Raw genomic sequence first — 16672 nt, 5'->3', positions numbered from 1 at the left:
GAGCGGACCCGCGGATCGGGGAGATCCGCCTTCCTCGGAGCCCGGACCCGGGGGCCGGCCTCGGCGAGAAGAGTCGCATTCCGATCACTTCGCTGCGTCATGACGGCCCTTCGCCGCTCGCGCACCGCCGTGCGCATCCGAGGAGCCACTCCCGGCCCGACCCTCGCGGGGCGGGCAATCCGGGGCGCGCGGCTCCCGATCACTCCTCTGCGCAGCTCATGATGTCGTATGGCGAAGCTGCACCCCCACTACGGAGATGGCAAGCCCCGAGTGAACAAAAGAAGAAGAACATCACAAGAAATCATCATTCGAACGGACGGAGTCCGGACGACCGGCCCCGCGTCCAGAGGTGCAATCGAGGCCGGCTCCGGATACAATGGCGACTCTTCCGCCCGCCGAGGAACGCATGACCGCCACTGTCGATCAGTCGACGGAAGCCGATCGGAAGGGGCTCCGGGTTCGCCCGGCGCGGCCGGCCGACGCGGCGGCCGTCGCCGGGCTCGTCTCCACGCCCGGGGATCTCGCTCAGGTCTCACCCGACGAGACCTTTCCGCTGACGGCCGAGACGGTCCGCCACTGGATCGAGCAACGACGATCCGGCTACGTACTCGAGCAGCGGGGGCGGGTCGTCGGCTATGCCGAACTCGTGGACGACGCGCGCGTGCCCGCCCGGGTCTGGATCGGGCACATGATGGTCCTGCCGTCCCAGCGAGGTCTCGGCCTCGGTCGCATCCTCGTCCGCGCCCTCCAGGACATCGCCGAGAGGGAGCGCGACGTCCGCGAAGTGTCCATCAGCGCCTTCGCCGACAATCCGCGCGCGCTGCAGTGCTACCGGCGGTGCGGATTCGGGGATCGGGGGACGCACCGGGTCCACGAACGCGAACTCGTCGAGCTGCGGTACCTGGTGCCCGGACGACGTCCGTCGATCTCCCTGTCGGCCGCGGTGGGGTCCGGTCTCCTGACCGCCTCCCTGGTGCTCGCCGTGGTCGGCCCCGAGGTCTGGCGCCCGATCCTGGCGGTCCCGATCGCCAGCCTGACCGGGCTGGCCGCGTGGGCCCTGCATGTCCTGCTCCCGCTGCGGCGGGACCGGGGCTGGCGGTGCGGAGCCCGGATCGTCGGCTACACTGCGAGCGTCGCCGGCGCGGCGATCGCGGTCAGCGCGGTCCTCGCCCTGGCCGTCGACGTGGATCTGGTGGCAGCGGTCGGGCTGGCCGCGACCGGAGCGGCCGCGTGGACCCTGGCCCTCGCCGGGCACGTGGTGCGGCGTGGCAGGCGCCGCGATCCGGCCTGACCGCGGCGCAACCCTCAGGACCGCGCGCTGCGCGCGACCCGGTCGCCGGTGTTCGCCCCCGAACGCGCCGGCGCGCGGGCCGGTGTCTTGCTCCGGCGCGTGGTCTGCTGGGCCTTCGGCACGCGCAGCCGCCGCTGGAAGTCCTCGCTCGGATCGCTCGTGAAGACGTACAGCGGGTAGAGGCGGGTGAAGCTCTCGTTGACCTCGCCCACGAACGAGCCCGGCGTCAGCCGCGAACTCTCGGTGTGGATGTGGCGGCGTGCGACCCAGCCCAGCGTGTTCTCCCACGCGGAGGGCACCGACGGGAAGGCATCGACCTCCCGCATGCCCAGCCGGCCGGCCGCGCGGACGTAGCGGTGGAAGTCGAAGCCCCGCCGCAGGTAGTTCGCCTTGATGTAGTCGTCGAGCAGGCCCAGGTGCTGCGGGAGCCTCGGCTTGAACACCCGACGCATACGCGACTGCGGATCACCGAAGTCGTAGATGGAGAACCCGATCGTAACTCCCTGCGCGGACACGCCGACGAACAGATTGCCGTCGACCAGCCGCCGGACGTCCTGGTCCCAGAAGAAGGCGTAGAAGCTGGTCTTGATCGGCGGCGTGCCGGGTGGGGTCCGTGGACCGCGTCGCATCTCGGAGAAGTGCGTGTCGGGATCGTCGCTCACCAGGGCGGGGTTCAGCGACGTGAGGTCCTCGCGCAACGTCTCGACCAGACCGCGCATGGGCTCGAGGACGAACTCCTCGAACACGGGCAGGTGGTCGTCGAACCACTCGGTCGAGTTGTTGGCGGCCAGATCTTCGAAGAAGCGGAAGGTCTCCGCGCGAAATCCAGTGAAATCCATGATCGTCCGGCTCCTCGGCCCGGCTGCGTGACCCGCCCGCTCTGGCAACGAAGAGGCGACGGGCCAGCGCGGCCCCGCCTCCCCGCGGGCGCGGGGAACGGCCAGTTCTACGATTCGGCTGGACCCACGTTCCGGACAAACGTAGCACAGGCCGACCGGAGCGGCAGCGACCGGACGAGGCACAGGGATCGGCCCCGCAGGGCGAAGAAACGGCAAACCGCTGTCATCGCGTCAGTTGTGCCGACACTGGTCCGGTCCAGGAAAACTGGACCCGCGTGTCGGGAACACGGTCCCCGGGCCGTTCTCTGCACCGGGGCGGGCTCGCGGCGACCGCCGGGGGTCAGCCCGGCGGCCAGCGGAGCGGGCGACCACCCAGAACGTGGACGTGTAGATGGTCCACCTCCTGACCTCCGTTGTCTCCGGCGTTCACCACGAGGCGGTAGCCGTCTTCGGCGAGGCCCTGGTCGTGGGCGACCTTCCCGGCGACCAGCATCAGGTGGCCGAGCAGATCCCGGTGCTCCTCTTCGGCGGCCTGGATGCCGGGCAGCGGTTCCACCGGGATCACCAGCAGGTGGACCGGGGCCTGCGGGTTGATGTCGCGGATCACCACGCACGATTCGTCGCGGTGGACGAAATCGCCGGGGATCTCGCCGTCGATGATCTTCGAGAACAGTGTCTTCTCGCTCATGGGTCTCCCCGGGGTTCAGGCGAGTCCGGCCGAGGTCTGCACTCCGATCACGGCCAGGGCCAGCAGGGCCCACGACAGGGAGCGGTACGCTTCGCGCTCCTCGCGTCGGAGTCACGCGGCCGGCGAGGCCCGTGTGCCGGGAGCCGTGTCCCGGATCGACGACGCGCTCGACGGCCCGGGGCGGAAACCCTACTCCGCCGCGATCCGGGAGCAAACCCCGCGCGGCCCCGGCGGCGGGATCAGGGAGTTTCCCACTCGAATCCGAGGTCCTCGACCATCTGCTCGTCGAGGTCCGGCGCCTGTCCGGGCTCGGTGAGGTAGTCGGCCAGGAACATCGCGTTGGCCGCGTACAGGGCCATGGGCTGCATGTGTCGCAGGTGCACCTCGCGGCCGGCGGACACGCGCAGCTCCTTGGTCGGATTCACGAAGCGGTACATGCACAGCACCTTGAGACAGTAGCGCGGGTCGAGAGGTTCGAGCGGCTGCTCGGCCAGCGGCGTTCCCTCGATCGCGATCAGGAAGTTCACGGGGATCGAGTCGACGTCGAGGTCGCGCAGGGCGTAGGAGCTCTCGACCACCTGGTCGCGCGTCTCCCCCATGCCGATGATCACGCCGCTGCACGGAGAGATCCCCGCCTTCTTGCTCGACTCCACGGTGGCCAGACGATCGGCGTAGGAGTGGGTCGAGCAGATGTCCTCGTAGTGGGTCTCGGCCGTGTTCAGGTTGTGGTTGTAGCGATCGGCCCCGGCGTCGGCGAGCCGTTCGGCCTGTCCGTCCTTCAGGATGCCAAGGCACGCGCACAGCTTCATGTCGGGATGGCGCTGGCGGATCTCCTGGATCGCACCGGCCACGTGGTCGACCTCGCGATCACTCGGTCCCTTGGCGCTGATCACGATGCAACACGTTCCCGCGTGCATCTTCGCCGCGTGGTCGGCCTTCTCGACGATCTGCTCCTGCGACATCAGCCGGTACTGATGGATCTCGGCCGTCGAGTCCTTGCTCTGCGAGCAGTAGGTGCAGTCCTCCGGGCACAGGCCGCTCTTGGCGTTCACCAGGTAGTTGAGCTTGACCTTGTTGCCGTAGTGGTGGTGGCGGATGCGATACGCCGCGGCCAACAGGTCGAGCAGCTCGACGTCGGGGGCGTCGAGGATCGACCGGGCCTCGTCCGGTTCGATCGCCTGGCCCGCGAGCACGCGGTCGGCCAGGGCGTTCCACTTCGAGGTCGTCGGCGCGGCGGCCGCGGAGGTCGGAGGGTTCATACGGTGTCTCCTTGCACCATCGACAGGTCGTGGATGCGGTCGAGATCGATCGACTCGCGGCAGGCCCGCGCCATGACGTCGACGTCGACCAGACCTTCGATCCGGTCGATCGTCCCGAGCACGGGGACCTCGCACATCTCCTCGATCATGGCCGCGTTGTCGGCGACCGACGGGTCGTCGGCCCTCGGGTCCCGCCCGTTCAATACCACACCGATCACCGTGATGGCGCGCTCGCGCGCGTAGCGCACGGTGAGGAAGGTGTGATTGAGCGTTCCGAGATGGGCGCGGGCCACGATCAGCAGGGGGAGTCCGAGCAGTGTGGACAGATCCGTGTGATCGAACAAGTGATCATCGTGTCCGAATTCGGCGATGGGCACCGAGAGGCCTCCGGCCCCCTCCACCACCACCACGTCGTGGCGGGCGACGATGCGGGTGAAGGCGTCGGCGATGCGCTCGGTCTCGATCACGCGGCCCTCGCGGCGCGCGCCGACCAGCGGGGCGACGGGGTCGACGAAGGTGTAGGGAACCACGGCTTCGAGCGCGTCCACCGTCCGCGAGGCCAGGGCCAGTGTTCGGGCGTCGGCCGGCCAGGGACCGGCGACCCGGGGGTCGTGTCCGGTCTCGGCGGGCTTCATCACGCCCACCTCGATGCCCGCGTCGCGCCACGCGCGGGCGATGCCCGCGGCGACGAAGGTCTTGCCCACGCCGGTGTCGGTGCCCGTGACGAGCAGACCGCCGCTCACGCCCGCCCCCGGCTCTCGCGCTCCACGCGCTCGGCGATGCGTGGCGTGACGTCCTCGAAGGCACGCACGAGCGCGTCGAGCATCGCGTCGAGCTCCTCGAGCGTGCTCGACGGCGGCGGCATGAAGATCACCACGTTGCCGATCGGGCGGACGATCAGCCCGAGGTCGCGCGCGTGGTCGGTGACGGCGTAGCCCGCGCGCCAGTCCGACGGCAGTGGCCGCGGATCGTCGCGGTCGGCCACGAGTTCGACGCCGACCATGAGCCCGCGCCCGCGGACGTCGCCCACGCAGGGCAGGTCGCGCAGCGCGGCCAACCGCGACCACACGCGATCGATCTTCGGTGGCAGCGCGTCCATCACCGCCGGCATCTTCTCGAGGCTCGCCAGGGCCACGGCGCAGCCGAGCTGGTTGCCGGTGAAGCTGTGGCCGTGGTAGAGGGCGCGCCGTCGTTCACCGAGGAAAGCGTCGTACACGCGACCGGTGGCCAACGTCGCGGCCACCGGCAGGTAGCCGCCGGTGAGTCCCTTGCCCAGGCACATCAGGTCGGGTGTGACGCCCTCGGCGTCGCAGGCGAACATGCGGCCGGTCTTGCCGAACCCCGTCGCCACCTCGTCGACGATCATCAGCACGTCGTGGCGGTCGCACAGCGAACGCAGGTCGCGCAGGAATCCTTCCGGCGCCGGCCGGATCCCGCCCGCCCCCTCGACGGGTTCGATGATCACCGCCGCGATGCGCTCGCCGTCGCGCTCGAGCAGCGCGGTCAGTTCGTCGAGCGTCGCGCGCCGGCACTCCTCGGGATTCGTCGCGCCGCTCGGGTGGCCGAACCAGTAGGGATACGCCACGCGCGGTTGCTCCGGGAGCATCGACAGGAAGGGCCAGTGGAACACCGGGTCGGGCGCCACCGACATCGCCCCGATCGTGTCGCCGTGGTAGTTATCGGTGAAGCCCACCACGTGGCGCTTCTCGGCACGGCCCTGGTTGGCGAAGAACTGGATCGCCGCCTTCAACGCGATCTCCACCGCCGTGGCCCCGCTGTCGGAGAAGAACACGCGCTCGAGTCCTTCGGGCGTGACGTCCACCAGGCGTTTCGCGAGCACCGAGGCGGGAACGTTGCCCGCGCCGAGGAGCGTGGAGTGGGCGATCCGATCGAGCTGCTCGCGGATCGACGCGTCGAGGTCGGGGTCGCGGTGGCCGTGCACGTTCAGCCAGATCGAACTCGAGCCGTCCCAGTACCAGCGACCCTCGGTGTCCTGCAGTCTCCGGCCCTCACCCCCGACGATCACCGGCGGTGACGCGGCCACGTAGTCGTCCATCGGCGTGAAGGGATGCCACACGTACTCGTGATCGAAGCGCCGCACGTCTTCGGGCTCGAAGCCGAAGAGGGGATCGGAAGTGCTCACGGGTGTCGCTCCTCGTCGTCCCGGTCCCACTCCACCACCGCGGCCGCCTCCAACAGGCCGGCGCCGACTGCACTCAGCAGTACGGTCCCCGGGCGCGGCGTGGTCCGACGGTGCAGCGAGAGAGCGGTCGGGATGCTCGCGGCCGAACTGTTCCCCCAGGTGGGCAGGATGTCGACGCGTCGCGCGGAGTCGAGGCCCAGCTCGTTTCCGGCGCGGTCGAGGATCCGGCGGTTCGCCTGGTGGGGGATCCAGGCGTCGAGATCATGGATCGTGCACCCGGCGTCGTCGAGCGCCGCCCGGGAGGCGCGCACCATACCGCGGACGGCTTCCTGGAACACCACCGAACCCCGTTCGATGCGCAGGAAGTGCAGCCCCTCGCGCAGCGCGTCGGCGTCGAAGGGGTGGACGCTGCCGCCGGCGACCACGCGGATCGCGTCGGCGTGGCGGGCGTCCGAGCCGACGCGCAGCGCACGGATCCGGGCGGCCGGGCGCGCCGACCGTTCGGGGGCGAGGACGACCGCGCCGGCGCCGTCCGCGAACACGGCCCGCGACCCGGCATCGGCAGGGTCGAGCCGCCGGCTCAACACGTTCGAGGCGACGACCAGCACGGGGGCCCCGAACGCCGCGGTCCACCCGGCCCCGACGCCCAGGGCGTAGACGAATCCGGCACAGGCGCCGGCGAGGTCGAAACCGCCCGCACCGGGCGCCCCGATCCCGGCCGCGACGCGGGGGGCGGTGGGCGGGAGCAGGTGATCGGGGGTGCTCGTGGCGAGGACCACGAGGCCGACCGTCGACGGATCCAGCCCCGCGTCGTCCAGCGCGGCGATCCCCGCCTCGATCGCGAGGTCGGAACACGCCTGGTCGGCGGAGCACACGCGGCGCGACCGGATGCCGGTCCGGCGCTCGATCCAACCCGGCTCGAGGCCGAGCTCCGCTTCGAGGATCGTGCTCTCCACCGTCACGCCCGGACTTGCGTGGCCGGTCCCGACGATGAATGCTTCGAGGGTCATACCGACGGCTGCACCCCGGGGGAAGGGCGGAGGACGATGGACCGACGGACCTGGGACGAACGGCTGCGCGCCGAGGAGCAGCGGGGCTTGCGCCGCCGTCTGCCCGACCCGCGGGCCGATTCCGCGGTGCTCGACTTCGCGAGCAACGACTACCTGGGTCTGCGCCGTGATCCCCGCGTGATCGCGGCAGCCCGCGAGGCGCTCGACCACGACGGCGTCGGATCGGGTGCGTCGCGCCTGCTCGGAGGCAACGCCACCGTGCACGTCGAACTCGAACGCGACCTCGCCCGGCTCAAGGGCACCGACGCGGCGCTGGTGTTCTCCTCCGGATACGCGGCGAATCTAGGTCTGCTGACGTCGATCAGCGAACCGGAAGACGTGATCTACTGCGACCGTCTCGACCACGCCAGCCTGGTCGACGGCGCGCGGTTGGCGCGGGCCGAACTGCGATTCTACCGCCACGGCGACCCCGAGCACCTCCGCCGCCAGCTCGCCCGCCGCCGGCCCACGGGCCGCGCCTGGGTGGCCACCGACGGGGTCTTCAGCATGGACGGCGTCCTCGCACCCGTGCCAGACCTGGCCGCGGTCGCCCGGGAGTTCGACGCCACCCTGATCGTCGACGACGCCCACGCGACCGGCGTCCTCGGCCCCGAGGGCGCGGGAACCGTCCGGCACTTCGAACTCGACGCCGGAGAGGTCGTCCAGATGGGCACGTTGTCGAAGGCGCTGGGCTGTCAGGGCGGCTTCGTGGCCGGACCCGACGGCTTGATCGACTGGCTGGTCCAGCGGGCGCGGTCGTTCGTCTACAGCACCGGCCTCGCCCTGCCGGTGGCCGCCGCCGCTCGCCGGGCGATCGAGCTCGCCCGCGGCGACCCGTTGCGCGCGCGCCGGCAGCGATCCTTCGACCGTCTGCGCCACGGGCTGCGTGATCAGGGTTGGGTGGTGTGGGGTGCCTCGCCGGCGCCCATGCTGGCCGTGGTCGTCGAGAGCGCCACGGCGGCCACCACGCTGGCGGCCGGCCTGAGGAAACTCGGCGTGGCCGCTCCGGCGATCCGTCCGCCGACGGTCCCCCGCGACTCCTGCCGCCTGCGCCTCGCGCCGACCGCGTCGATGGGTGACGCGGAGATCGACCGGGCCCTCGAGGCCTTCGCCCGCGTACGGCGTGCGGACCGACCGATCAGCGGCGGGCGATCTCCTTGCAGCGGGTGACCAGGCTCTTCGGAGGATCCATGAGCCAGTCGCGGCCCACGGGCTCCATCGTGTCCTCGGACGCACGCGCCCACGCGGCGACCATGCGCCGCGACGCGCGGTGGCGCAGCAGGTGTTCGTTCACCTCGAAGACCACGGCCTCGATCAGGTCGCCGTCGGACCAGGCCACGAGCATCTCGTCGCCGATCTGCTTGTCGCGCGTGTAGCCCCACTTCTTCGGTGCCGCCATGATTCCGTCTCCTCCCGATCAGCGGTGCTGCAGCGCCGGACCGGTGGTGCGGTCCTCGTCGGTCTCCATGGTGCCCTCGCCGTACAACCGGTGGACGACCACACGCAGCAGCGCGTGCCGCTGCTCGTGGGGCATCTCCCAGGCATCGCCCACTGCCCGGATCGGCTGCAGGTAGCCGAGCAGCCGGTCGAGCAGCTTGCCTACGCGGTCGGGCGTGCCCACGCGGAAGATCTGATCGATCTCGCGCAGACTCAGCCCCTGCTCGTAGCGGAACCCGAGCATGAGGCGGTCGCGACGGTGCAGGACCCCGACCACTCGCTTCATCGCCACGAAGAAGCGCTCGCCCTCCTTCTCGAGGAGTTCGGCGTACTTCGGCTCGAGCACCGGCACGGGCTGGTCGGGATCGTCGAGTGCGATGGCCGGATCGACGGGGGGATACTCGCGGGCGCGGCGGGCCTCACTCATGACGGGAGTCCGCTGGAGGATCCGGACCAGCTCGCTGGGCCACTTCCCGTAGCCGACGTAGTCGCGGACCACCGCGTAGTCGTCCCGCGCGAGGGCCTGGAAGGTCTGCAGCGTGGCCTCTTCGGCCAGGGGGTCGCGGTTGCCCAGGCCGTCGGCCATCCGGAGGGCCATGGTGTGGACGATCGGCGCCGAGGCGTCGACGAGCTCGTCCCAGTGCGCGGCGGGATCCTTCTTCACCCGCTGCACCAGGCGCTGGAAGTCCACGTTGCGCAGGTGGGGATGCCGGAGAATCAACAGGTCGAGATGTCTCATGCCGCGGTCGCCGACGAAGCCGGTCGGCGGAACGGGTCGGAGGATCCTGGATCCGGCGCGCGCGTTGGCCCGCGGACGCGCCCGCGCCTATGATGCGCATCGGGAGGCGGCTCCGCCATGACGAAACGCCGGGAACACGACGAGGATCACGAAGATCAGGAACGCGACGCGCAGGGCCGGCGGCGTGTACGCCTGCGGCCCCGGTCGGGCGGCGAGCACCGATTCGGCTTCGCCCGGCGCTGGGAGGCCCGGCGACGCTCCCGGAGCACCCGGTCGATCTGGGCGCTCGTGGGCCTCGACATCGGAGCCCTGCTCCTGATCTACCTGATCGCCCGCGAGGTTCTGGAGAGGCTCGGGATCGACTAGCGCCGGGCCGGCTCCGGGCTGGCCAGGCGCGCGCCGGCGGTGCTAGCTTGGAGCCACGGGCTGGCCCGTCGTCTAAGGGTAGGACTCTGGGTTTTGGTCCCAGCTGTGGGGGTTCGAATCCTCCCGGGCCAGCCATTCACCACCGCCGCCACCCCGCGCGCGCGGCCCGTGTCCGATGCGGATGGTCTGCGTGCGGACCGGCGAAAACGAAAGCGCCGGAACGCCTTGACGGCCCCCCTGGTGCAACTATACTGGCTCGGTCACTCGCGGGCAGAGGTGGCCGAGGCACCCCTGGGAGCGCGTTCCGCGCGCGAAGGGGCGGGCCCGATGGCGGACCGATCCCCCGAAGACCGAGCGAGCGACTGGGTCCGGAAACGGGCCGGACAGGCGCGGGACATCGGGGTCGCGACCACGATTCCCACCATGCTCGCGGTCGGTCTCATCGGCGGTTACTTCGCTGGTGACTGGCTCGAGGGGCGTTACGGCTACGACCCCTGGCTGAGCTTCGGCGGTCTGGTCCTGGGCGGCGCGGCGAGTGTCCGGAAGATGATCATGATGCTGCGCGACGAGCAGCGCAGGAAGTCCCGGCGGAGCCGTCCCGGCGGATCCGCCTGAATGTCGAACCTCCACGTGGCAGCTTCTGCCCGCCCGATGCCCACCCATCACTCGCCACCCAGCCCGAACGGACCCGTCGAGCTCGACGAGGCCTTCCTGCGCCGTGTCCACCAGGCGAATGTCGGGCTGACCCTGCTCTTCGGGCTGCTGCTGTTGTTCGCGGTCGATCCCATGTGGGCCGCGGGCTTCACGGCGTTCGGGCTGTGGAGCGCGGCGAACCTCTGGGTGCTGGAGCGCCTGCTGCGGGCGGCGATCCGTCCCGGCGGCCGTGACCCGGTGACGATCGCCGTCGTGGCCGTCGTCAAGCTGCCGATCCTCTACGGAGGCCTGGTCGCGCTCCTGGCCCTGGGCGACTTCCCGCCGTTCTCGGTGCTCGCCGGGCTCTCGGTCCCGCTGGTCGTGATCTTCCTCAAGGCGCTGGGCCATGTCGTCGCGCGCTCGTCGACCGCCCCCACCTCGCCGACCTCCAGCGATTCGCGGAGCTGAACGATGACCCGACGCCTGCTCCTGTCCCTGGTCGCGCTCCTCGTCCTCACCATGGTGCCGGCCGACGCCATCGCGGCCGAGGGGGCGGGCGGCGACGACGGTGAACATCACTCCGCCGGCACCTACAGCAACGGCAAGGAGAAGCACCTCGAGCACTACGACATGCTCCCGCACCTCTTCCAGGTGCTGCGGTACACGGTGTTCTCCGACTCCTACGAGTTCTACAAGTACTCGAAGATGTTCGAGGCCCCCTTCTTCGCGGCCCTCGCCGTGTTGTTCCTGAGCCTCGTCGCACGGCGTCTGTACAAGAACCGCTCCGAGCTTCCGGGCCGCCTGCAGGCCCTGTTCGAGATCCTCGTCGAGCAGACCCTGAACATCACCAACACGATGATGGGCGAGAAGTACGGGCGGAAGTACGCCCCCTTCGTCGCGACCATCTTCGTGTACCTGCTGGTGCAGAACTACTCCGGAATCATCCCGCTCGGGAAGGCGCCATCGGCGGTCTTCCTGAACAACTTCTCGATCGCGCTGTGCGTGTTCCTCTACGTTCAGTACACCGGTCTGAAGCGGCAGGGGATCGGCGGGTACCTCCACCACCTGGCGGGGGCGCCCAACAACCTGGTGGGGTGGATCCTCGCGCCGCTGATGTTCGTGCTCGAGCTCATCGGTGAGTTCGCCAAGCCGATCAGCCTGAGCCTTCGACTCTTCGGGAACATCTTCGGCAAGGACATGCTCCTGGCCGTGTTCGCGCTGCTCGGCGTGGTCTCGCTGTCGGCATTGCCGACCGACGGCTGGGTCGGCCTGCCGCTGCACCTGCCCTTCTTCTTCCTGGCGCTGCTGTTGGGGCTGATCCAGGCGCTGGTCTTCGCGCTGCTCACGACCGTCTACATCAGCATGATGCTCCCGCACGACCACGAACACGATCCGTTGCACGAAGAAGAAGCGCACGCATAGCGAAGGTTTTCCGCGGGCGCGGCCCGCACTCCAGGGGTCACGGCCCCACATCCGGGACGGACGCCGTCCGTCGGCAACGGAGCTCCGGCTCCATCAAGGGCAGAAGACAAGGAGAACGTCACCATGGATCTTCTCGGACTCGCCATTCCCCTCGGTCTGGGGATCGCGGCTTTCGGTTGCGCGCTCGGCCTCGGCCGGGCCATCAGTGCGGCCATGGATGCCATGGGCCGCCAGCCCGAGGCCATCGGCCAGATCCAGACGGCCATGATCATCGGTTGCGCGCTGATCGAGGCGCTCGCCATCTACTCGCTGGTCATTTCGTTCGTGCTGCAGGGCAAGGTCGGCGCCTAGCCGTTCCTGCCCTCTCTGCCCTTGCGGATGGGGTCGGTCGGACACGACCGGCCCCGTCCGGCGTCGAACGGCGTGACAGGGGCACCGTGTCACCCAAGACTCGCACTGGAACGAACGGGGAGTCCCGATGGAAGTTCTGACCAAAGGCCTCGAGCTCGTCGACATCGGCAAGATCCTGGTCACGAACGTCATCGCGTTCCTGATCCTGGTCTGGGTCCTCGCGAAGTACGCGTGGGGCCCGATGATGTCGGTGCTCGACCAGCGCCGCGACAAGATCAAGTCGGAATACGACGCCGCGGCGACCAAGCTCGGCGAGGCGGAGCAGCTCCGGCAGGACTACGACTCCAAGCTGGCCGAGATCAAGGCGCTCGAGCGCGAGCGTCTGCAGGAAGCGGTCAAGCGCGGCGAGGAGATCGCGGGGCGCCTGGAGCAGGACGCCCGCGACAAGGCCGGCGACTTCATGACCAGGGCCGAGGCCGAGCTCGACCGCGAAGTCGGGGCCGCTCGTCTCGAGCTGCGCGAACAGGTCGTGACCATGGCCCTCGCCGCCGCCGAGAAGGTGGTCAAGGAGAAGCTCGACGAGGCGAAGCACCGCGAGATCGTCGAGGACTTCATCCAGGACCTGGGAGACGTCCGTGGCTGATCGGGTCGTCGCCAGTCGCTACGCCGAGGCCCTGCTCGCGTCGATCGCCGACCCGGGGCAGCTCGAGACCGTGCACGAGAACGTCTCGGCGGTCGCGGGGGTGGTCTCGGACAACCTTCGGCTGAAGACCTTCCTCGAGGGTCCGAGCATCGCCGAGGCCGACAAGCACGCGATCGTCGAGAAGGTCTTCGGCGACAAGGTCGACCCGACCACGCGTGACTTCCTCCGGTTGCTGCTCGACAAGCATCGCATCGATCACCTGGCCGACATCGCCCAGGAGTTCCAGCGCCTGGTCGAGGAGCGCCGGGGCCAGGTCCGGGTGCGGGTCACTACGGCCATCCCCCTGCCGCCGGACATGGCCGACCGTCTCAAACGCGCGCTCGACGTCAGTCTCGGTCTGGACTGCATTCTCGAGCCGCGTGTCGACGCGCGCGTCGTCGGGGGTGTCGTCGCGGTCGTGGGCGATCGCGTGATCGACGGCAGCATCCGCACCGCCTTCGACGAGATGCGCAAGGAGCTCATGGGAGCCCCCCTCCCCACCTGATCCGAACCCGATCCGACTCGAGGCCGCTCGAACAAGGAGTCCAGCCGTGAAGCTTCGTCCCGAAGAGATCAGCTCCGTTCTGTCGCAGGAGCTGAAGCAGTACAGCCAGGAGCTCGACGTCGAGAGCGTCGGGACGATCCTGCAGGTCGGTGACGGGATCGCCCGGATCTACGGCCTGACCGAGGTCATGGCCGGCGAGCTGGTGGAGTTCCCCGGCGGCATCCAGGGAATGGTGCTGAACCTCGAGGAGGACTCGATCGGGGTCGCGATCTTCGGTGACGACCGCCACATCAAGGAAGGCGACACGGTCAAGCGTACCGGCGACATCGCCAGCGTGCCGGTGGGCGACGCCCTCCTCGGTCGCGTCGTCGACCCGCTGGGCAAGGCCATCGACGGCGGCAAGCCCATCTCCCGCGAGAACACCCGCCTGATCGAGGTCAAGGCCCCCGGCGTGCTCGACCGTCAGCCGGTGAACGAGCCGGTACAGACGGGCATCAAGGCCATCGACTCGATGATCCCGATCGGCCGCGGACAGCGCGAGCTGATCATCGGCGATCGCCAGACCGGGAAGACGGCGATCATCCTCGACACGATCATCAACCAGCGCGACACCGACGTGTACTGCATCTACGTGGCCATCGGGCAGAAGGCGTCGACGGTTTCGTCCGTCGAGCGCATCCTGCGCGAGAACGGGGCCATGGACTACACGACCATCGTCGCCGCCAACGCGTCGGATCCCGCGCCGTTGCAGTTCATCGCGCCCTACGCCGGTTGCGCCATGGGCGAGGAGCTCATGTGGAACGGCAAGCACGTGGTGGTCTTCTACGACGACCTCTCCAAGCAGGCCGTGGCCTACCGTCAGCTGTCGCTGCTGCTACGCCGCCCGCCGGGTCGAGAGGCCTTTCCGGGTGACGTCTTCTACCTGCACAGCCGGTTGCTGGAGCGCGCGGCGAAGCTCAGCGACGAACACGGCGCCGGAAGTCTCACCGCACTGCCCGTGATCGAGACCCAAGCCGGGGACGTTTCGGCCTACATCCCGACGAACGTGATCTCGATCACCGACGGTCAGATCTTCCTCGAGAGCGACCTCTTCTACTCGGGCCAGCGACCCGCCGTGAACGCCGGGATCTCGGTGTCGCGCGTGGGTGGCAACGCGCAGACGAAGGCCATGAAGAAGGTGGCCGGCCGTCTGCGCCTCGATCTGGCGCAGTACCGGGAACTCGCCGCCTTCGCGCAGTTCGCCAGCGACCTCGACAAGTCGACACAGGCGCAGCTCGCGCGCGGACAGCGCACGCTCGAGATCCTCAAGCAGGACCAGTTCGTGCCCATGCCGGTCGAGAAGCAGGTCGCGATCATCTACGCCGTGACCAATGGCTACATCGATCACGTTCCCGTCGAGCACGTGGCGCGCTACGAAGAGGAGTTCCACGCCTACATGCAGGACAAGGGCTCCGACGTGCTCCACGGCATCCGCCAGGAAGGCAAACTGACCGACGAGATCGTCTCGGGCCTGAAGGGCGCGATCGAACAGTTCAACCAGAAGTTCAGCTGGGAGTAGGGCATGCCCGCGTCGCTGAAGGAACTCGACCGTCGGATCCGGTCGGTCAAGAACACGCAGCAGATCACGCGTGCCATGAAGATGGTCGCGGCGGCGAAGCTGCGTCGTTCGCAGGATCGCCTGGTCGCGGCGCGTCCCTACGCGGCCAAGCTCGACGAGCTCCTGCAGGGCCTGGCCGGGACCAGCGTCGACCACCCCTTCTTCGAGCAGCGCGAGCTGCAGAAGCGCCTGGTCGTGGTCGTCAGCTCCGACAAGGGCCTCTGTGGCAGCTACAATGCGAACATCACCCGCGAGGCCGAGCTGTGGCTGAAGGGTCCCGGCGACGACGTCGAGAACACGCTCTACGTCGTGGGCCGCAAGGCGAACGACTACTTCAAGCGTCGCCGGTGGCCGATCGACACCGCGATCACCGACATGAACGGTGCGATCGACCTCGGTCGCTTCAACGCGGTGGCCGACGAACTCATGCAACGGTTCGTCGACGACGAGTTCCAGGAGATCGTCGTCTTCTACACCCGCTTCGTCTCGACGCTGAGCTACCGCCCGGCCCACAGTGTGCTCCTGCCGCTCCAACCGGCCGAACTCGAAGAGGGCGAAGCGGAGACGGCTGCGTCGACCGACTACATCTACGAACCCTCGGCCGAGGCGGTCCTCACCGCGCTGCTGCCGAAATCGGTCCGTAACCGCGTGTTCAACGCCCTGGCCGAGGCCTTCACGAGCGAACACGGCGCGCGCATGACCAGCATGGGCTCGGCCACCGACAACGCCGGGGAGCTGATCGACACCCTCACGTTGTTCCGCAACCGCGCTCGTCAGGCCGCGATCACCCAGGAGATCAGTGAGATCGTCGGCGGCGCCAACGCGCTCGCCTAGTCCGAGGTCCGAAGCCGCGGCCGCCCGGATCCCGGGGCGCCGCACGACGTTTGGAAAGGAGCCCGCAGTGGCGGACAACTACGGCAAGGTCGTCCAGGTCATCGGACCCACGGTCGACGTGGAATTCGACTCGGACAAGCTGCCCGAGATCCTCAACGCCCTGGTGGTCGAGGATCCGGCGCGCGGCGAGCGCGGCCTCACGGCCGAGGTCGCCCAGCACCTGGGGAACAACATCGTCCGCTGCGTGGCCATGGACGGAACCGACGGCCTGGTGCGCGGCATGAAGGTGCGCGACACCGGCGGCCCGATCAGTGTCCCCGTGGGCGACCAGGTCCTCGGTGGGATCTTCAACCTGCTGGGTGAGCCGCTCAACGAGCTCGAGCTGAAGGACGCATCGAGCCGCTGGCCGATCCACCGACCCTCGCCGAAGCTCGAGGACCAGGCCGGCACCGAGGAGATCTTCGAGACCGGGATCAAGGTCACCGACCTCCTCGCGCCCTACTCCAAGGGTGGGAAGATCGGCCTGTTCGGCGGCGCCGGCGTGGGCAAGACCGTGATCGTGATGGAGCTGATCGACTCCATCGCCAAGGAGCACGGCGGCTACTCCGTGTTCTGCGGCGTGGGCGAGCGCACGCGTGAGGGCAACGACCTCTATCTGGAGATGGAGGAGTCGGGTGTTCTCAAGAACACGGCGCTGGTCTTCGGTCAGATGAACGAGCCGCCAGGTTCGCGACTGCGAGTGGCCCTCTCGGCGTTGACGATGGCGGAGTTCTTCCGCGATACCACGGGTGCCGACACGCTGTTGTTCGTGGACAACATTTTCCGTTTCTCCCAAGC

20 protein-coding genes and 1 tRNA gene are annotated in these 16672 nt (G+C 69.1%); 13 read left to right on the top strand and 8 right to left on the bottom strand.

Annotated features, from left to right (window positions below; translation table 11 throughout):
- Positions 1–406 precede the first annotated feature (406 nt).
- Positions 407–1291 (top strand): GNAT family N-acetyltransferase, encoded by an 885-nt coding sequence (locus tag VKA86_08390; protein ID HKK71223.1) that lies wholly within the window; start codon positions 407–409, stop codon positions 1289–1291.
- 14 nt (positions 1292–1305) lie between these two features.
- On the opposite strand, the gene VKA86_08385 is transcribed toward VKA86_08390, so the two are convergent.
- From VKA86_08385 to VKA86_08360, 6 genes are all read right to left on the bottom strand, one after another.
- Complete coding sequence (locus tag VKA86_08385; protein HKK71222.1) at positions 1306–2130, bottom strand: DUF2461 family protein; 825 nt, start codon at positions 2128–2130, stop codon at positions 1306–1308.
- Between the two features lie 340 nt (positions 2131–2470).
- Entirely contained in the window at positions 2471–2818 is a 348-nt protein-coding gene (locus VKA86_08380) for a histidine triad nucleotide-binding protein (GenBank protein ID HKK71221.1), read from the bottom strand.
- A gap of 239 nt (positions 2819–3057) precedes the next feature.
- A complete protein-coding gene (bioB, locus tag VKA86_08375) occupies positions 3058–4077 on the bottom strand; it encodes a biotin synthase BioB (GenBank protein ID HKK71220.1) in 1020 nt (339 codons plus the stop codon).
- Entirely contained in the window at positions 4074–4820 is a 747-nt protein-coding gene (bioD, locus tag VKA86_08370; protein ID HKK71219.1) for a dethiobiotin synthase, read from the bottom strand. Before bioD ends, bioB begins: the two co-directional genes overlap by 4 nt.
- The gene (gene bioA, locus VKA86_08365) at positions 4817–6220 is read right to left on the bottom strand and encodes an adenosylmethionine--8-amino-7-oxononanoate transaminase (GenBank protein HKK71218.1); all 1404 of its coding nucleotides are present in this window, start codon (positions 6218–6220) and stop codon (positions 4817–4819) included. The genes bioD and bioA overlap by 4 nt, the downstream gene beginning before the upstream one ends.
- A complete protein-coding gene (locus VKA86_08360; protein ID HKK71217.1) occupies positions 6217–7230 on the bottom strand; it encodes a beta-ketoacyl-ACP synthase 3 in 1014 nt (337 codons plus the stop codon). Before VKA86_08360 ends, bioA begins: the two co-directional genes overlap by 4 nt.
- A 36-nt stretch (positions 7231–7266) precedes the next feature.
- Here VKA86_08360 and VKA86_08355 point away from each other — a divergent pair, with 36 nt between their 5' ends.
- A complete protein-coding gene (locus VKA86_08355; GenBank protein ID HKK71216.1) occupies positions 7267–8439 on the top strand; it encodes an 8-amino-7-oxononanoate synthase in 1173 nt (390 codons plus the stop codon).
- On the opposite strand, the gene VKA86_08350 is transcribed toward VKA86_08355, so the two are convergent.
- Together VKA86_08350 and VKA86_08345 are read right to left on the bottom strand one after the other, a co-directional pair.
- The gene (locus VKA86_08350) at positions 8408–8668 is read right to left on the bottom strand and encodes a hypothetical protein (GenBank protein ID HKK71215.1); all 261 of its coding nucleotides are present in this window, start codon (positions 8666–8668) and stop codon (positions 8408–8410) included. The genes VKA86_08355 and VKA86_08350 overlap by 32 nt on opposite strands.
- 18 nt (positions 8669–8686) lie before the next feature.
- Positions 8687–9445 (bottom strand): hypothetical protein, encoded by a 759-nt coding sequence (locus tag VKA86_08345; GenBank protein HKK71214.1) that lies wholly within the window; start codon positions 9443–9445, stop codon positions 8687–8689.
- Positions 9446–9562: 117 nt separating this feature from the next.
- Here VKA86_08345 and VKA86_08340 point away from each other — a divergent pair, with 117 nt between their 5' ends.
- From VKA86_08340 to VKA86_08290, 11 genes are all read left to right on the top strand, one after another.
- Complete coding sequence (locus VKA86_08340) at positions 9563–9811, top strand: hypothetical protein (GenBank protein HKK71213.1); 249 nt, start codon at positions 9563–9565, stop codon at positions 9809–9811.
- A gap of 61 nt (positions 9812–9872) precedes the next feature.
- Positions 9873–9946 (top strand) — tRNA-Gln (locus VKA86_08335).
- 192 nt (positions 9947–10138) lie between these two features.
- Positions 10139–10426, top strand: coding sequence for an AtpZ/AtpI family protein (locus VKA86_08330; protein HKK71212.1), 288 nt, complete (start codon positions 10139–10141; stop codon positions 10424–10426).
- Positions 10427–10912: a hypothetical protein gene (locus VKA86_08325; protein HKK71211.1), complete on the top strand. Its 486-nt coding sequence runs from the start codon at positions 10427–10429 to the stop codon at positions 10910–10912. It abuts the gene before it with no gap.
- Between the two features lie 3 nt (positions 10913–10915).
- Positions 10916–11866, top strand: a complete 951-nt coding sequence (gene atpB, locus VKA86_08320; protein ID HKK71210.1) for a F0F1 ATP synthase subunit A — start codon at positions 10916–10918, stop codon at positions 11864–11866.
- Positions 11867–11989: 123 nt separating this feature from the next.
- Positions 11990–12217, top strand: coding sequence for an ATP synthase F0 subunit C (atpE, locus tag VKA86_08315; GenBank protein HKK71209.1), 228 nt, complete (start codon positions 11990–11992; stop codon positions 12215–12217).
- A gap of 127 nt (positions 12218–12344) precedes the next feature.
- On the top strand, positions 12345–12860 hold the full coding sequence (gene atpF, locus VKA86_08310; protein HKK71208.1) for a F0F1 ATP synthase subunit B: 516 nt from the start codon (positions 12345–12347) through the stop codon (positions 12858–12860).
- Positions 12853–13404: an ATP synthase F1 subunit delta gene (gene atpH, locus VKA86_08305; GenBank protein ID HKK71207.1), complete on the top strand. Its 552-nt coding sequence runs from the start codon at positions 12853–12855 to the stop codon at positions 13402–13404. Before atpF ends, atpH begins: the two co-directional genes overlap by 8 nt.
- A 46-nt stretch (positions 13405–13450) precedes the next feature.
- Complete coding sequence (gene atpA / locus VKA86_08300; GenBank protein ID HKK71206.1) at positions 13451–14962, top strand: F0F1 ATP synthase subunit alpha; 1512 nt, start codon at positions 13451–13453, stop codon at positions 14960–14962.
- 3 nt (positions 14963–14965) lie between these two features.
- Positions 14966–15835, top strand: a complete 870-nt coding sequence (gene atpG / locus VKA86_08295; protein ID HKK71205.1) for an ATP synthase F1 subunit gamma — start codon at positions 14966–14968, stop codon at positions 15833–15835.
- Positions 15836–15902: 67 nt separating this feature from the next.
- On the top strand, positions 15903–16672 hold a 770-nt coding region (locus VKA86_08290; protein HKK71204.1), incomplete at its 3' end, for a F0F1 ATP synthase subunit beta.

This window comes from Candidatus Krumholzibacteriia bacterium (assembly GCA_035268685.1).
In the GTDB taxonomy this organism is placed as follows: domain Bacteria; phylum Krumholzibacteriota; class Krumholzibacteriia; order JAJRXK01; family JAJRXK01; genus JAJRXK01.
This window is presented reverse-complemented; position numbering and strand designations above follow the sequence as displayed.

What these genes read in the sequence shown, in the direction of transcription:
- atpF (HKK71208.1), top strand. Translation starts at nt 12,345, where the DNA reads ATGGAAGTTCTGACCAAAGGCCTCGAGCTCGTCGACATCGGCAAGATC.
- VKA86_08345 (HKK71214.1), bottom strand. Translation starts at nt 9,445, where the DNA reads ATGAGACATCTCGACCTGTTGATTCTCCGGCATCCCCACCTGCGCAAC.
- VKA86_08355 (HKK71216.1), top strand. Translation starts at nt 7,267, where the DNA reads ATGGACCGACGGACCTGGGACGAACGGCTGCGCGCCGAGGAGCAGCGG.
- VKA86_08380 (HKK71221.1), bottom strand. Translation starts at nt 2,818, where the DNA reads ATGAGCGAGAAGACACTGTTCTCGAAGATCATCGACGGCGAGATCCCC.
- bioB (HKK71220.1), bottom strand. Translation starts at nt 4,077, where the DNA reads ATGAACCCTCCGACCTCCGCGGCCGCCGCGCCGACGACCTCGAAGTGG.
- atpE (HKK71209.1), top strand. Translation starts at nt 11,990, where the DNA reads ATGGATCTTCTCGGACTCGCCATTCCCCTCGGTCTGGGGATCGCGGCT.
- VKA86_08350 (HKK71215.1), bottom strand. Translation starts at nt 8,668, where the DNA reads ATGGCGGCACCGAAGAAGTGGGGCTACACGCGCGACAAGCAGATCGGC.
- atpG (HKK71205.1), top strand. Translation starts at nt 14,966, where the DNA reads ATGCCCGCGTCGCTGAAGGAACTCGACCGTCGGATCCGGTCGGTCAAG.
- VKA86_08325 (HKK71211.1), top strand. Translation starts at nt 10,427, where the DNA reads ATGTCGAACCTCCACGTGGCAGCTTCTGCCCGCCCGATGCCCACCCAT.
- VKA86_08340 (HKK71213.1), top strand. Translation starts at nt 9,563, where the DNA reads ATGACGAAACGCCGGGAACACGACGAGGATCACGAAGATCAGGAACGC.
- VKA86_08385 (HKK71222.1), bottom strand. Translation starts at nt 2,130, where the DNA reads ATGGATTTCACTGGATTTCGCGCGGAGACCTTCCGCTTCTTCGAAGAT.
- VKA86_08360 (HKK71217.1), bottom strand. Translation starts at nt 7,230, where the DNA reads ATGACCCTCGAAGCATTCATCGTCGGGACCGGCCACGCAAGTCCGGGC.
- atpB (HKK71210.1), top strand. Translation starts at nt 10,916, where the DNA reads ATGACCCGACGCCTGCTCCTGTCCCTGGTCGCGCTCCTCGTCCTCACC.
- VKA86_08330 (HKK71212.1), top strand. Translation starts at nt 10,139, where the DNA reads ATGGCGGACCGATCCCCCGAAGACCGAGCGAGCGACTGGGTCCGGAAA.
- VKA86_08390 (HKK71223.1), top strand. Translation starts at nt 407, where the DNA reads ATGACCGCCACTGTCGATCAGTCGACGGAAGCCGATCGGAAGGGGCTC.